Origin of the sequence: Brevibacillus halotolerans (genome assembly GCF_026891775.1) — a bacterium.
Taxonomy (GTDB): domain Bacteria; phylum Bacillota; class Bacilli; order Brevibacillales; family Brevibacillaceae; genus Brevibacillus_B; species Brevibacillus_B halotolerans.
This window is the reverse complement of record NZ_JAPTNK010000004.1, coordinates 210,365-225,633: the sequence shown is the minus strand read 5'-3', so window position 1 is coordinate 225,633 and position 15,269 is coordinate 210,365. Positions and strand designations below refer to the sequence as shown.

13 protein-coding genes are annotated in these 15,269 nt (G+C 41.8%); 9 read left to right on the top strand and 4 right to left on the bottom strand.

The window, feature by feature from the left end; all coding sequences use genetic code 11:
- Window positions 1–58 precede the first annotated feature (58 nt).
- Together O0550_RS08125 and O0550_RS08120 are read left to right on the top strand one after the other, a co-directional pair.
- The gene (locus O0550_RS08125; protein WP_258425998.1) at window positions 59–859 is read left to right on the top strand and encodes a TatD family hydrolase; all 801 of its coding nucleotides are present in this window, start codon (window positions 59–61) and stop codon (window positions 857–859) included.
- Window positions 860–1,035: 176 nt separating this feature from the next.
- Window positions 1,036–2,706 (top strand): glutamine--tRNA ligase/YqeY domain fusion protein, encoded by a 1,671-nt coding sequence (locus tag O0550_RS08120; RefSeq protein WP_035318714.1) that lies wholly within the window; start codon window positions 1,036–1,038, stop codon window positions 2,704–2,706.
- Window positions 2,707–2,793: 87 nt separating this feature from the next.
- On the opposite strand, the gene O0550_RS08115 is transcribed toward O0550_RS08120, so the two are convergent.
- The 4 genes from O0550_RS08115 to O0550_RS08100 form a co-directional block, all read right to left on the bottom strand.
- On the bottom strand, window positions 2,794–3,573 hold the full coding sequence (locus O0550_RS08115) for a DUF2705 family protein (RefSeq protein WP_003342794.1): 780 nt from the start codon (window positions 3,571–3,573) through the stop codon (window positions 2,794–2,796).
- Between the two features lie 2 nt (window positions 3,574–3,575).
- Entirely contained in the window at window positions 3,576–4,490 is a 915-nt protein-coding gene (locus O0550_RS08110; protein ID WP_258425997.1) for an ABC transporter ATP-binding protein, read from the bottom strand.
- Between the two features lie 523 nt (window positions 4,491–5,013).
- Complete coding sequence (locus tag O0550_RS08105) at window positions 5,014–5,622, bottom strand: acetate uptake transporter (protein WP_258425996.1); 609 nt, start codon at window positions 5,620–5,622, stop codon at window positions 5,014–5,016.
- A 239-nt stretch (window positions 5,623–5,861) separates the two neighbouring features.
- Window positions 5,862–6,887 carry an Ig-like domain-containing protein gene (locus O0550_RS08100; RefSeq protein ID WP_258425995.1) on the bottom strand — a complete coding sequence of 342 codons (1,026 nt, stop codon included), beginning with the start codon at window positions 6,885–6,887 and terminating at the stop codon, window positions 5,862–5,864.
- 631 nt (window positions 6,888–7,518) lie between these two features.
- Here O0550_RS08100 and O0550_RS08095 point away from each other — a divergent pair.
- The 7 genes from O0550_RS08095 (at window position 7,519) to moaA (ending at window position 15,246) form a co-directional block, all read left to right on the top strand.
- Window positions 7,519–8,808 carry an exosporium glycoprotein BclB-related protein gene (locus tag O0550_RS08095; protein WP_276564946.1) on the top strand — a complete coding sequence of 430 codons (1,290 nt, stop codon included), beginning with the start codon at window positions 7,519–7,521 and terminating at the stop codon, window positions 8,806–8,808.
- Between the two features lie 456 nt (window positions 8,809–9,264).
- Window positions 9,265–10,518 (top strand): cation:dicarboxylate symporter family transporter, encoded by a 1,254-nt coding sequence (locus O0550_RS08090; protein ID WP_003334152.1) that lies wholly within the window; start codon window positions 9,265–9,267, stop codon window positions 10,516–10,518.
- A gap of 187 nt (window positions 10,519–10,705) precedes the next feature.
- Window positions 10,706–11,383 (top strand): uracil-DNA glycosylase, encoded by a 678-nt coding sequence (locus O0550_RS08085; protein ID WP_003334153.1) that lies wholly within the window; start codon window positions 10,706–10,708, stop codon window positions 11,381–11,383.
- A gap of 129 nt (window positions 11,384–11,512) precedes the next feature.
- The gene (locus O0550_RS08080; protein WP_003334154.1) at window positions 11,513–11,878 is read left to right on the top strand and encodes a Na-translocating system protein MpsC family protein; all 366 of its coding nucleotides are present in this window, start codon (window positions 11,513–11,515) and stop codon (window positions 11,876–11,878) included.
- 163 nt (window positions 11,879–12,041) lie between these two features.
- Window positions 12,042–12,857, top strand: coding sequence for a formate dehydrogenase accessory sulfurtransferase FdhD (gene fdhD / locus O0550_RS08075; RefSeq protein WP_258425994.1), 816 nt, complete (start codon window positions 12,042–12,044; stop codon window positions 12,855–12,857).
- Between the two features lie 77 nt (window positions 12,858–12,934).
- Window positions 12,935–14,197, top strand: coding sequence for a molybdopterin molybdotransferase MoeA (locus O0550_RS08070; protein ID WP_258425993.1), 1,263 nt, complete (start codon window positions 12,935–12,937; stop codon window positions 14,195–14,197).
- Between the two features lie 17 nt (window positions 14,198–14,214).
- Window positions 14,215–15,246 (top strand): GTP 3',8-cyclase MoaA, encoded by a 1,032-nt coding sequence (gene moaA, locus O0550_RS08065; RefSeq protein ID WP_096886424.1) that lies wholly within the window; start codon window positions 14,215–14,217, stop codon window positions 15,244–15,246.
- Window positions 15,247–15,269 lie beyond the last annotated feature (23 nt).

The following is a 15,269-nucleotide window of genomic DNA, read 5'->3' as shown; positions in this document are numbered from 1 at the left end:
AATGTGTAAAAAATTGCTACAATGAAAAAGATCAAGAGCCGATAAAGGAGGAATTCTCTTGTCAAATGGTTCCTATCCTATGATTGATGCGCATATACATGTAGATTCATATCATCCTGCCGATGCCCAGCGGATCATGGCTGAGTGTCAGTCATACGGGATTGAAAAGGTGATTTCTGTATCTATGAATCTATCATCATGTCTTGCAAATCGGGACTGGTTACAACGATATCCCGGCCGGGTTAACGTAGCATACGGTTTTCATCCTGAACAAAAATTGCCGGCGGAGGCAGAAATACAGCAATTGTTTGATTGGATTGACCAGCACCAAACGGAGATGGTAGCGATTGGGGAGGTAGGTTTGCCTTACTATACTCAATTAGAGGCCAGAAGGAATGAACAGACATTTAACCAAGAGCCATATATTCACTTACTGGAACGTTTTATTATGACAGCTAGTCGCTATGATAAACCGATTATCCTACACACTGTTTATGAGGATGCCGAAATAGCTTGTGAGCTGCTCGAAAAACATAATGTGACGAAAGCGCACTTTCATTGGTTTAAAGGCAGTAAGGCTACTACTTTAAGAATGAGTAGGAGTGGCTACTATATTTCTGTTACACCAGATGTTGTCTATGAGGACGAGATCCAGCAACTGATTCTACAATACCCCTTGGAACAAATTATGATAGAGACAGATGGCCCATGGCCGTTTGAGGGGCCGTTTACGGGCCAGCTTACCCATCCCGCTATGATGAAGGAGAGCTGTCAAGCTATCGCCCGTTTAAAAGGTCTAGCAGCCGAGGAGACGGCTTCTATCCTGTATCAAAATACAAAGCGTTTTTACAAGATATAAGATTCTTGTTTCTGTCATATCAATTGGTCAGAAGCAGGTGTAGTTTTTTCCTGTTTACGGCTAAACTAAAAAAGATTGGTTTATAAGCGAAGGTAGGTTGAACTAAAAAGTAGTAAACTGTATTATTTTACTTATACAAAATGGTACAAGGTACACGTTAACTTGGTGGAGAAAGGTTGATTTTAGTGGAAAACACTTCGGCATCATCAAATTTCATTCGTAACATAATTATTGATGATCTTGAATCAAAAAAAGTAGATGAGGTCGTGACAAGGTTTCCTCCAGAACCAAACGGCTACTTGCATATAGGCCATGCCAAATCTATTTGCTTAAACTTTGAGTTGGCGAAAGAATTTAACGGAAAAGCATTTTTACGTTTTGATGACACGAATCCTACGAAAGAGGATCAGGAATATGTAGAGTCCATCAAGGAAGATGTAAAGTGGCTTGGTTTTGAGTGGAATGAGCTGTATTTTGCATCTAATTATTTCGAGGAAATGTATGAACGTGCGATATTGCTGATTAAAAAGGGGAAAGCGTATGTTTGTGATCTGTCCGCGGAGCAAATGAGAGAATATCGCGGTACGTTAACACAGCCAGGCAAGGAAAGCCCGTATCGCAATCGCAGCATCGAGGAGAATCTGGATTTGTTCGAGCGCATGCGTAAGGGTGAATTTGCGGATGGAGAAAAGGTGTTGCGCGCTAAGATTGACATGACTTCTCCGAACATGAACATGCGTGACCCGGTTCTTTATCGTATCTCGCACGCTACTCACCATAACACAGGTGATACCTGGTGCATTTACCCGATGTATGACTATGCTCATCCATTAGAGGATGCAATTGAAGGGGTTACGCACTCTATCTGTACTCTTGAGTTTGAAGACCATCGCCCTTTGTATGACTGGGTAGTCGCTGAGACAGAAATGAAGCATGTACCGCACCAATACGAATTTGCACGTTTGAATCTAACGCAAACAGTAATGAGTAAGCGTAAATTAAAACAGCTCGTTGATGAAAACATTGTGGATGGATGGGATGATCCGCGAATGCCAACCATCTCAGGATTACGCCGCAGAGGATTTACTCCGGAATCTATCCGAACCTTTGCTAGAGAGATTGGTGTTGCTCGCAGCTACAGCGTAGTAGATTCTAAGATGCTGGATCATTTTATTCGTGAAGATCTAAAGCTAAAAGCACCACGCACAATGGGAGTAGTAAAACCGCTTAAAGTGGTAATTACTAACTATCCAGAGGGACAAGTGGAGTGGCTTGAAGCTGAAATTAATCCGGAAAACCCAGAGATGGGCTCTCGCTTGATTCCGTTTACGCGTGAAATTTATGTAGAGCAAGATGATTTCATGGAAAACCCACCAAATAAGTATTTCCGACTATTCCCGGGAAATGAAGTTCGACTCAAGCATGCTTATTTCATTAAATGCAACGAGGTCATTAAGGATGAGAACGGCAATGTTATAGAGCTTCACTGCACCTATGATCCTGAAACAAAGAGTGGCTCTGGTTTTACAGGACGCAAGGTAAAAGGGACACTTCATTGGGTAGATGCAACGCAAGCTATTCCTGCTGAGTTCCGTCTCTATGAACCATTGATTTTAGATGAAGAGGAAGAAGAGGGCAAAACCTTCCTTGATTATATCAATCCGTCATCTTTAGAGATTCTACAAGGATTTGTAGAGCCGAACATGGCAGAGGCAAAACCTCAAGATAAATTCCAATTTTTCCGCCATGGGTACTTCAATGTTGATCCGAAGCACACAACCGCTGATAAGCTGGTATTTAACTTGATTGTGTCACTGAAAAGTTCATTTGACCCAACGAAAAAATAAGCAAGCCCGATCAAGATGATCAAAAAAGCTGGTTCTTCCGTTCGAAGAGCCAGCTTTTTGTATCTTGTACGATTTATTTTGAAAGGCTTATTGCACATCCCGTTTTTTGAAGATCAGGATTGATAAATAAACCATCAGGGCAATATAAATAGCGATTATCATCAAGGAAAACCAGATGCCTAAATCGGGATAGGCAGGTACAGACAAGCGAGAGACTAACGGATTGTCAGAATACGCTTGTAAGTCCAGATGATTGAAAATCACAAACTTACCCCATACATATTTCTTGGTAAACATACTAACGATGGAACCGGAAAAGTATGCAATGATGGCTACACTAATCGCAAGTGCATTTGTCTTAAATATAGTTGCAGTGAAAAAAGATAGTGTAGCTAAAAAGAGTAATGCTGGAATGTTGTAAAAATAGGCTTGTAGTAATGTTATGAAGTCCAAACCGGCCATTGATTCTGTTCCGAAAAAGACTACTCCTACCAAACTGCTAAATAGCATCAAAAATAAAGTAGCAGCAACTAACATGATAAGAACTGTCACATATTTAGAAAGTAAAATGGTTGTACGGCTGCTAGGACGAATCAATAGTTGTTTAATAGTGCCTTCTTTATATTCGTCCGTCAGGATTTGAGAACCTATAACAAGGCCAAATAGAGTAATTAAAAAGCCAAGACCAATTTGCATGAAGACCGAGAATCCAGCATAGCCAATGCCAGATGTCATGTCTGTTGCATAAAATTTACCTATAAGTCCTGCTAATAAAACAAGAACGGCCAGTAAGGAGAAGAATAGCACGGTTTGTCTTTTCGCATTGAGCTTCATGATTTCATTTTGTATGAGATGGAAAAATTTCATCGCTATTTACCTCCTTTTGTCAGGGCTAAGAAGCGATCTTCCAGCGACTTGGTTCTAATTTTAATCTGATAGATAGGGCAATTGCTCTCTACTAAGCGTTGTACAATTACCGGAATGTCCGATTTTTCAATCTGAAGCAGAAGAAGCTTGTCGCTCATTACTTCAACTGTCCAATCGTGTAAAACGTCTACTGCTTGCTGACTGCTTTCTACTTCAAATTCAACAGATAGTCCTTTAACCTCTGTTGCCTGATTGTTAACAATCATTTCTTCAATAAATCGACCTTCTTGGATTACAAGAGCCCGGTCACACATCAGCTCTACTTCAGAGAGTAGGTGACTGGAGACTAGAATAGCGATATTTTCACGTTTGGCTAACTCCCGCAGATAGTCGCGGAGCTGGCGAATCCCTGCTGGGTCAAGGCCGTTTGTTGGTTCATCTAGAATCAAAATGGACGGATTGTGTAGCAGAGCTTGAGCAATTCCTAAGCGCTGGCGCATCCCTAGAGAATAGGTTTTTACCTTCTGATTGATAGCACCTGTCAGCTCTACAAGGTCAATAATTTGATGAATGCGTTCCTTGGATACTGGTTGAACAGCCATCCGGGCAAAGTGGATCATGTTCTGCATCCCGGTCATATAGCCATATAGTTCAGGGTTCTCCACGATAGCGCCGACATGAACCATTGCTTTTGACCGATCCTTTTTTATATTGTAACCTTCCACATATATTTCGCCTTCCGTAATGGAAGAGAGGCCAACAATCATGCGAATGGTGGTAGTTTTACCAGAACCATTGGGACCAAGAAAACCATATACCTCTCCACGTTGTACGGAGAACGTCAGGTCTCTAACAAGTGTTTTCCCCGCGACTCTTTTTGTCACGTTTTCTAATTTCACCACTGGTTGGTTAGACATTCAGTTTCCTCCCACATTTTTTAATAATCTTCTATTAGCAAAAGAAATAGACATAGAACATCCTTTTTTTGCTTTTACTAGACTATTATAGTTGAAAAACCTTTCATTGGACTTAACCTACTCTTAAACTTACCTTAAATAAGTGAATGTTACCATTTCAAAGACGTTTTTATTATGTTTGATTTTATCTAAGAATCGTTAAAACCAGATTAAGGTTAGACGCAAAATTAGAAAAGTAAGGTGAAGTGTAGACGGCCACCAGAACATGCCCTCTAGATTAACAGGGGGAGTAGTTATTATCGGCAAGGGAGGATTACGGTGCTTCGTGTTCCCTCCTTTCCCAGGTAAAGGGGAGGTGTAACACGTGTAGGATTTCTCTTTTATCGGGCATGGGCGTATGGTAACGAAACGGTTGAGATGTTTAATCAAGTCGCCTATGAACGCTATCTAAAAGGGGACTTGCATGTAAAAAGCCGCCTACGCAGGTGCGCAAGCGGCTATATAGAACGAAGTAACCAGTTCTTTACTTTTTAAAGATGCCCATTGGTTTGCCGATTGGTAGGAATTCACGACCAAAATGTGCATTAAGTACACAAGCAGCAGAACCATAGAAGGATGAGATAGAAATAAGTAGCTCTGATACTCCAGCAAGAGTATGCATTGGACCTTTAGCGATGCCAAGACTACTGAAAGTAAGTCCAATAAATAAGAAATCAATGAAAACAAAGATGATGAACAGGACTTTATTTGTTTCAGTGGCACCAATTGTCATGAATATGCTAAAGATGAGATATCCAAGGAAAGCAATCCCTAGATGTTTTCCATCTACTTTGGCAGCCATTTCCGTCCCGAAAACCCCCATCTGAATCATCCAAGATAATGCCATAGCAAACCAGAAAAAAGCAAAAGCACCGAAAGCCGTAGTACCAAAAATATTATTGCGTTTCGAATCATTGATGCAAGCAAATAACTGTGCAAATGCTCCTAAGAAAATAGCCCACGGTATAACCATGGATAGGCCTTCAGTGAAGCCAAGTTTTTGCATAGAAGCTACCAATGTTACCATCGCTAAACCAAACAAACCTAATGCCGATGGATCGCAGTTGGTAATCTTCACGGATTGAGTATTCATCCTAGTGTGTTTCCTCCCTATATCTTGCTACGAAAAAATACTTACTTATTCTAAGGCAAGGATAGGGGGATTTGCTATTGTAAATTCTAACAAATGTGTTACATTGCTATATTTGTTATATTCAAAAAACAACAAACGACTTTTTTATTTGGAAAAGCTATGTTCCATATTAGGAATCAAACACAAAGAAAGCAGTCCTGTTGATTGTCAGGCCTGCTTTTTTAGATAAAGAAGATGGATTACTCCTCCGTGCATGTTTTACTAGTGCTGGATTCAAAACAACTGCTGAAATAGCTGGAATCGCTAGAATGACTGGAGTGACTGGAAGAACTGGAAGGACTAGAATGACTGGAACGACTGGAAGAACTGGAAGGACTAGAATGACTGGAACGACTGGAACGACTAGAATGGCTGGAAGAACTGGAACGACTGGAACGACTGGAAGGACTAGAAGAACTGGAACAGCTAGAAAAGCTAGAATGGCTGGAGGAGGACGATTGGGAATGTGAGCAGCTCGAAGAACTAGATTTGTGATGGTGGTCACAACATTTTGCCCTCACTAGAACAATGACTCGCACAATTGCTGTGGAATGGCAAATCGGATCTATTACCAAGACTGTAAAGATATCTTTTCCAGTAAAATTGTGTTTTGGTTTATAAGCGTATCGACCATCGATTAAAAGTTTAAGACTACCGTGTTTTGGAGAAGACAGAAGTTTAAATAAGAGAGTGTTTCGGCTTGGATTAGCAATTTTAATAAACGATTTAATTCCTTCGCCTTGACGAACGACGATTCCATTATTTGCCGCCTGTAGTGGGAGGCAGGTTCCTTGGAAAGGTATCGTTACTACATTGGACAGGACAGTAATAGGAATTCGGCGCCCTTTTGAAAAGACCAGTGTACCAGTCAATCTTGCTTGACTACTGATTTTGGCTGGTGATGGAACAGTGACTACACGGAATTGATAAGTAACACTTACGGATTTTACTCTTTCAGGAATGGTTCCAAGACTGATGCCAGTTACGGGTGAAGCACCGGGCTGAGGAAATCCATTTACAGTGACGCTATTTGGTACAAACACAGTCCCTGTAGGAGTTTCATTAAACAAAAAGGCGTTAGTCAAAATCCCCTTACTTTTTCTATTCCGTATTCGAGCTGTGAATGTAATGATGCTCCCAACCGCGACAAATGAGGTATTAGCTGAGAGTTTAACAATAATTTTTTTGTCGGGATGATGGTCACAATCGCGTGATGAAATATTCACGGTAATTTGTTCACCTCCAGGATTATTAAAAAATGGGGTAGCCCGAGTTTTAAATGACGAATGTAGAGTAAAAAAGCCGGGCTACTCACATGAGGTAACCTGGTATTCTTATTAACTGGTTACCCATAATGCCTATCATCTTTTAAGAGGAAAAGGATGATATATACAGAGTGAAGCTAAGAATTACTCATGCGTAATTCTGGTAATTGGTGCGGGTGTATTAGGAATTACATGATAGGAACATGAAACCAAACTTGCTCTCCCTACATTTTTCAAAGAAAGAAAATATACTGTGTCAGATCACCTCTTTAGCCAGATGAAGTTTTCCGTAGCCATAGCTAAAGGGAGAACATAGGAGACAGGAGGAAGGTGTAGGGATGTAAACGCAAGTATGGTACCTCCTTTAACTAAGATAGTTATGTATATGTGTCGTTATGGTAGAAGGGTCACGATCAAACTTGGTTTGGGTTAAAAATGGTCATATGTAATAGGGATACTAGTCTAGTGATATCGTAAAAAGATGTTGTAAGGCCTATTTTTTACAAGCAAATCAACGTTTTTAAAATTAATGATAACCGAGTCTTTGGGTTTTCCATAAGATATCACATATTATTAAGGGAGGTGTGATTTTTTGCGATACGATAATCATGATGATTTACAAAAGATTAAAGACGGATTGATTGAATCGGAATTATTTGACTTTATGCGGCGAAATCCAACAGATAAATATAAAATGCATGGACATTGTACGTCCAGCTTTTCTAGATCTTCATGCACACATTTCACCACTTTTTGTCCGATAACAGGCCCAACAGGGGCCACGGGAGCGACAGGGGCCACGGGAGCCACGGGAGCCACAGGGGCCACGGGGGCCACAGGGGCCACGGGGGCCACAGGGGCAACAGGAGCCACGGGAGCCACGGGAGCGACAGGAGCCACGGGAGCCACGGGAGCGACAGGAGCCACGGGAGCCACGGGAGCGACAGGAGCCACGGGAGCCACAGGGGCAACAGGAGCCACAGGGGCAACAGGAGCGACAGGGGCAACAGGAGCCACGGGAGCGACAGGAGCCACGGGAGCCACGGGAGCAACAGGAGCGACAGGAGCCACGGGAGCGACAGGGGCAACAGGAGCGACAGGGGCAACAGGAGCCACGGGAGCGACAGGAGCCACAGGAGCAACAGGGGCAACAGGAGCCACGGGAGCGACAGGAGCGACAGGAGCCACGGGAGCAACAGGGGCCACGGGAGCCACGGGAGCAACAGGGGCCACGGGAGCCACGGGAGCAACAGGAGCCACGGGAGCGACAGGGGCCACGGGAGCCACGGGAGCGACAGGGGCAACAGGAGCGACAGGAGCCACGGGAGCGACAGGAGCCACCGGCCCAACCGGCCCAACAGGTGCAGGTTCAATCATTCCATTCGCATCTGGTCTTCCTCTTGTATTAACTACGCTTGTCAGTGGCCTTGCTGGAACTGTTGGATTAGTTGGTTTTGGTAGCTCAGGCCCAACAGTATTTGCCCTAGGAAGCACTATCGATTTGACAGGAGCAGCAGGTACACTTCTCAACTTTGCTTATTCTGTACCACGTGACGGTATTATTACGTCTATCTCAGCATTCTTTAGTACGGCAGTAGGTGTGACTATACTTGGAGGTTCAGCAACTATCACAGCTCAGCTCTACAGTTCGCCTACTCCTAATAACATCTTTACCCCAATTCCAGGAGCAATTGTGACCTTAACGCCTTCTCTTACAGGACTTGTCCCTATTGGTACGATAAGTAATGGCCTTACCACAGGATTAGCGATACCAGTAACAGCCCAAACCCGTCTATTAATGGTGTTTTCTATCACTACTACTGGTTTAACAGTAGTCACTGCTGTCACAGGTTATGCAAGTGCAGGTGTGACGATCGTATAATTCAATATGAATGAAATATCCCTCGAAGCTTGAGGGATATTTTTTTGTTTCATAATAGGCAATTTTTTGTTAAATGGATGTACCCGGAATGAATGGGGAATAAATAATCCAAAGGTAATATAGCCCTATAAATCGCCAATCATCGCTTTTACTATACGGCATAGTGAACGATTTATTGTCAATTAAACTTGTTACATATTGGAACTGAATATGCGCTCAGTTGTGAAAATATATTGTCTACTCGCTAGAGGCTTGATAAGATAAGTAAGCGATCACTTTCAACAAAATTAAATAACAAGTACATTTATATTTATACGAATAATGATATACCCCCTGTTTTTATAGCTTTTTCACTTAGTGTAATCGAATATTTTCCCCAATGATCGTAGGTTACTTTTTCTCAATCACCGTACATTTTTTTGTAAATATTTTAAGTTTTTTTAGCGAGGTGCTGGAATGAAAAAATATGGTTTAGCAGTGCAAATCCTTATTGGTCTTGTATTAGGTATTACAGTTGGTGCAATTTTTTATAATAATCCTGTTATAGAAGGTTATCTAAAGCCCATTGGGGATATTTTTCTTCACTTGATTAAAATGATCGTAGTCCCAATTGTAATTGCTAGCTTAATTGTCGGCGTAGCAGGTGTAGGCGACATAAAGAAACTGGGGAAAATTGGCGGTAAGACAATCTTGTATTTCGAGATTATTACTACGATTGCTATTGTCGTAGGTTTACTTGCAGCTAACGTCTTTAAGCCTGGTGTTGGGGTTAACATGGCTGAGTTGACTAAGACTGATATCAACAAATATGTTCAAACGGCAGATCAAGCCACTCATCATAGCTTTGTAGATACTTTTGTCAATATTGTACCGACAAATGTGTTTGAGGCTATTGGTAAAGGGGACATGCTGGCGATTATTTTCTTCTCTGTATTGTTTGGACTAGGTGTGGCAGCAATTGGAGAAAAAGGCAAACCAGTATTACAATTCTTCCAAGGTGTGGCAGACGCCATGTTCTGGGTAACGAATCAGATTATGAAATTTGCTCCGTTTGGTGTGTTCGCTTTAATTGGAATTACAGTATCTAAGTTTGGCTTACAATCTCTTGTCCCATTGGCCAAGCTCATGATTTTGGTATATGGAGCGATGTTCTTCTTTATTATCGTGGTGCTAGGTATTGTAGCTAGAATTAGTGGAATTCGCATCTTTACGATAATGAAAATCCTAAAAGATGAAATGCTACTAGCTTATACAACAGCTAGCTCAGAGACTGTATTACCGAAGATTATGGAGAAGATGGAGAAATTCGGATGTCCAAAGGCAATTACTTCCTTTGTGGTTCCGACTGGATATTCCTTCAATTTAGATGGCTCCACACTCTATCAGGCAATTGCAGCTATTTTCATCGCCCAAATGTACGGTATCGATCTATCTCTTTATCAACAGATTACACTAATGCTGGTTCTGATGGTAACATCTAAAGGGATTGCGGGTGTGCCAGGGGTATCCTTTGTTGTATTGCTTGCTACGCTGGGAACGGTAGGAATTCCGTTGGAGGGCTTAGCGTTTATTGCAGGGATTGACCGTTTGCTAGATATGGCACGAACTGTTGTTAACGTTATTGGGAATGCCTTAGCTGTTGTAGTTATTTCGAAATGGGAAAAAGAATATGATCCCGAAAAAGGAAAGCAGTATGTTGCTACTCTCTAACGGGATGAATTGAATAAGTGCAAAAAGGTTGTCGGCAGAGGTCGGCAACCTTTTGTTGTATGAATTGGTCCGCATGGCAGGGGGAATCAATTGCGCTACACAACGATTGTAGGGTAAGGGCAGAGACTTGGCGATTTTTTACTTTTACTTTATGCTTAAGAAGTAAAAAAGCGGGGAGGTAAGATATATGGCTATTTTAAAAAACGACTGGGCTCCGTTGTTAGAGGATGAATTTCAGAAACCTTATTATTTACAATTACGAGAGTTTTTGCGAAACGAATATGCTACGAAAACGATATATCCAGATAAATATGATATTTTTAATGCTTTGCACCATACACCTTATCAACAGACGAAGGTAGTTATTTTAGGACAAGACCCTTATCATGGTCCGAATCAAGCACATGGATTAAGCTTTTCAGTTAATCCAGGCACGAAAATACCCCCTTCTCTCGTAAATATTTATAAGGAATTGCGAGACGACCTAGGGTGTTTCATTCCGAATCATGGATATTTAGTCTCCTGGGCGAAGCAAGGTGTTCTTTTGTTAAACACAGTACTTACAGTTAGAGATGGAGAAGCCAATTCTCATAAGGGGAGAGGCTGGGAGCTTTTCACTAATCGCGTGATTGAAGAGATAAACAAGCGGGATAAGCCAGTGGTCTTTATTTTATGGGGAAGACATGCTCAAGATAAAAAAAGTATGATTGATACCAATAGACATTATATTTTAGAATCAGTTCATCCAAGTCCGTTATCTGCGAGTAGAGGATTTTTCGGTACAAAACCGTTCTCAAAAGCGAATCAATTTCTTGTAAAAATAGGAGAAGAACCAATTGACTGGCAAATTCCCACGTTAAGCTAGATACGAATGGAAGGAATTGTTTTCTATTTAGCTAGGTGTTTTTATACAGATGTTTGCAATTGCCTAATCAGATCGATACTGTTAGAATTTATAAAATAGGTATATATTTGAATAAGTGAGTTGGATAACATGACGAACTATGAAGCTGAATTTAGCAATTTGGTCAGGACATTTCGCAAGCGTCATATGGGAAAGGGACCTAGTCAAATAAAAACTACATTTTGCAAAAACTGGGCGATCTGTGAAATGCAAGGGAATCTTTCTCCTGTAGAAAAATTCATTGCAACGGCAGATACAGGTAAGCAAATGCTTCGTTCAGCTAGGACTGAAATGGTCAAGGAGATGTACCAGAAAACGCGTCCTGTGGAGATGGAAGAGCTTCTTGGAGCTAAGTTTATAGACCTATTCGTAGATATTGATATTGAAAGTGACTTTGGGATGTCCATTTTTGTTTTTGACCAAGATATTGAGCGCAAATTTGGATCGGATCGCTAATCATAAGCTTACTTATATTTCAATAAGAGCAGTTGGAACTTGGTAGCGTACCTGCTAAAGACTAACCGCCGCAAGTTGCCTCCTTGTATTTCAAGGTAGGTTTAGCTTGTGGCATTTTTTATTTGGTGTAAAGGACTATTACATGGATGGAAGGAAGAGGGCTATGAGCAAGAAAGTATCAACCTTACGTGCCGTCATGAGATACGATGGAGAGGTTTTTCAAGACATAGACGACGAAATTGCCTGTGAATATCCATTAACCATCATGGTAAATGGCATGGAATTTGCGACCATGGTATGTACGCCGGAGCATATGGAGGAGCTTCTTCTTGGGTTCCTTGCATCAGAGGGGATTATTAGACTTCCAGATGATGTAGAGTCATTTTCCATCAATCAGAAAACGGGTTTTGCTTATGTAGAGGTAAAAAATAAAGGCAAGCTTTCACCGCAGCATTCCAAGCGTTTTATCGGCTCCTGCTGTGGTAAAAGTCGGCAGTTTTATTTGCAAAATGATGTCCGAACCGCTAAAACCATCATGTCAAAGCAGCAAATTAGCGTTCAAGATTGCCAGGCAATGATTAAGCATATGCAAGAACATTCCTCTTTTTTTAAGCAAACAGGCGGTGTCCATAATGCTGCCTTATGCAATACAGAAGGAGTCGTGGTGACAAGAACCGATATTGGGAGACACAATGCATTAGATAAGATATATGGATTTTGCTTGCAGAATCGGATTGGTTTATCGGATAAGGTTATTGCCTTTAGTGGAAGGATATCCTCAGAGGTATTGTTAAAGGTAGCGAAAATTGGTGTAGGAATCGTTCTCTCCAAATCAGCACCTACAGATCTTGCACTTGATCTTGCGGAAGAGCTGGGTATTACGACAGTCGGGTTTATCCGGGGGAATACGCTTAATGTATATACGCATCCAAAACGAATAATAGAGACACAGTCTGTAAAATGTGGAAAGCTCTTATGATGTATAATATGTTGTAGGGACAAACATAATGGGCGTTTCATAAAGTACCTGTACACTAAAGGAAAGTGTGACATATTATGAATAGAACTCACCGATTTAAACGAAAAGCTCTTCCGGTTGAAGAAGCACAAAAGCGAATTCTTTCCCGCATAACAATCATGAATACGGAAGTGATTTCATTAGTTGACAGTATAGGAAGAAGATTAGCCGAGCCTATACATGCCACTAATAATATCCCTGCTTTCCCAAGAGCAGGTATGGATGGGTATGCTATCAGGTGTGCAGGAATTGAGAAGGCAACACCAGCAGAGCCGCTTACTTATCGAATTGTAGGAGATATTGCAGCAGGGAGTGCTCCCACAATGAAGCTGAACAAGGGAGAAGCTGTTCGAATCATGACCGGCGCTAGCGTTCCTGAAGGTGCTAATGCAGTGGTTATGTTTGAACAAACACAGGAATACGAACAAAATGAACAAGCTTTTGTACAGGTCAAACATAATGTGGGACAGGGTCAGAATATTGCACAGGTAGGAGAAGAAATCCAAGAGGGGCAGATCATCATAGAGTCTGGGAGAATCATTCAGCCGGGTCAAATGGCATTGCTCTCTACGTTTGGCTATCACCGTGTAAAGGTATTTATCCAGCCTAAAGTAGGTATTTTTGCTACAGGGACGGAATTGCTGCCAATTGATGAGCCTCTCCAGCCTGGCAAAATTCGCAATAGCAACAGCTATATGATCCAGGCATTGGTGGAAGCCTCTGGTGCAATCCCTTGTCTATACGGAATTATTCCAGACAACAAGGAACAAGCAAAGGCTTTATTGGAAGAAGCTTTTCAAGAGATGGATATTGTGATTACCACAGGTGGCGTATCAGTTGGTGATTATGATATTATGGCAGAAATCATTCGCGAGCAAGGGGAAGAGATGCTGTTTAACCGGGTATCCATGAGACCTGGCAGTCCTACCTCAGCAGCAGTCATTCATAACAAATTACTATTTGGCTTGTCCGGGAATCCGGGGGCATGTTTTGTTGGTTTTGAATTGTTTGTTAAGCCGGCTATTCGGGCCATGTTGGGTGCTAAAGAGGCCCTTCCTGCTGTAATGGAAGCCTTTTTAGCTACTGATTATGATAAAGGCTCTCCCCATGTTCGTTACGAACGGGGCTCATTATGGATTGAAAAGGGAATAGTCAAGGTAAAGTCGATTGGTGTGACTAAATCAAGCCATATGCTTTCCATACAGGATGCTGATTGTCTCCTTAAAATCCCTTCAGGTAAATCAGGAGCAGTTAAAGGAGATTTAATTCAGGTAATCCCACTTCAGTACGATGTTACCTAAGGAAGGGGCTGTGGCCAATGGACCAGAAGATTTCACATACAAAAGTAACGGACCAATTGCAACGTCCATTGCGGGATCTGCGCATTTCTGTTACCGATAAGTGCAATTTTAGGTGCCGTTATTGCATGCCAGAAGAAATTTTCCACAAGGATTTTCAGTTCCTACCCAAAGAGAAGCTGCTCTCGTTTGAGGAAATAGAACGGCTTACTCGCATTTTTGTAGGTATGGGTGTTGAAAAAATCCGATTAACCGGTGGAGAGCCCTTATTGCGTAAGGATATAACGATCTTGATCCAAAAAATCAGGCAGATTGAAGGCGTAAAGGATATCGCACTGACAACTAACGGTTCGCTGCTAGAAAAGTTTGCCCTCCCGTTAAAGGAAGCAGGACTTGATCGAGTATCGGTAAGCTTGGACAGTCTTGATGATGATCGGTTTGGCTATATGAATGGGCGAGGAATTAAAGTAAGTACGGTGTTAAAAGGTATCGAGGCCGCACAAAAAGCAGGGCTCGGGATCAAGATAAACATGGTAGTACAAAAAGGAGCAACAGATCCGGATATACTTCCTATGGCCCGCTATTTTAAGGAAGCTGGGATTACGCTGCGATTTATTGAATTTATGGATGTCGGAAATGCAAATGGCTGGGAATTGAAACAGGTGGTACCGAGCCGAGATATTCTAGAGATGATTAACCGGGAAATGCCGGTAGAACCAGTAGAGGCTGAGTATTTTGGAGAGGTTGCGAAACGTTACCGTTATTTAGGGACCGATACAGAGATTGGATTTATCTCTTCGGTCACACAAGCCTTCTGCTCTTCCTGTACAAGAGCCCGCTTGTCTGCCGAAGGTTATATATATATGTGTTTATTTGCTACAGAAGGAATAGATGTAAGAAGTCGCCTTCGCGATGGAACCACGGATGAAGAATTGACCCGCTATGTTCAACAGCTATGGTCAAATCGCCAGGATCGTTATTCAGAAGAACGTCTGTCAGCTACACAGGGGTTACCACGAAAAAAGGTGGAAATGTCTCATATAGGTGGATAAATAAACGTAGGCTATCTAAAAAA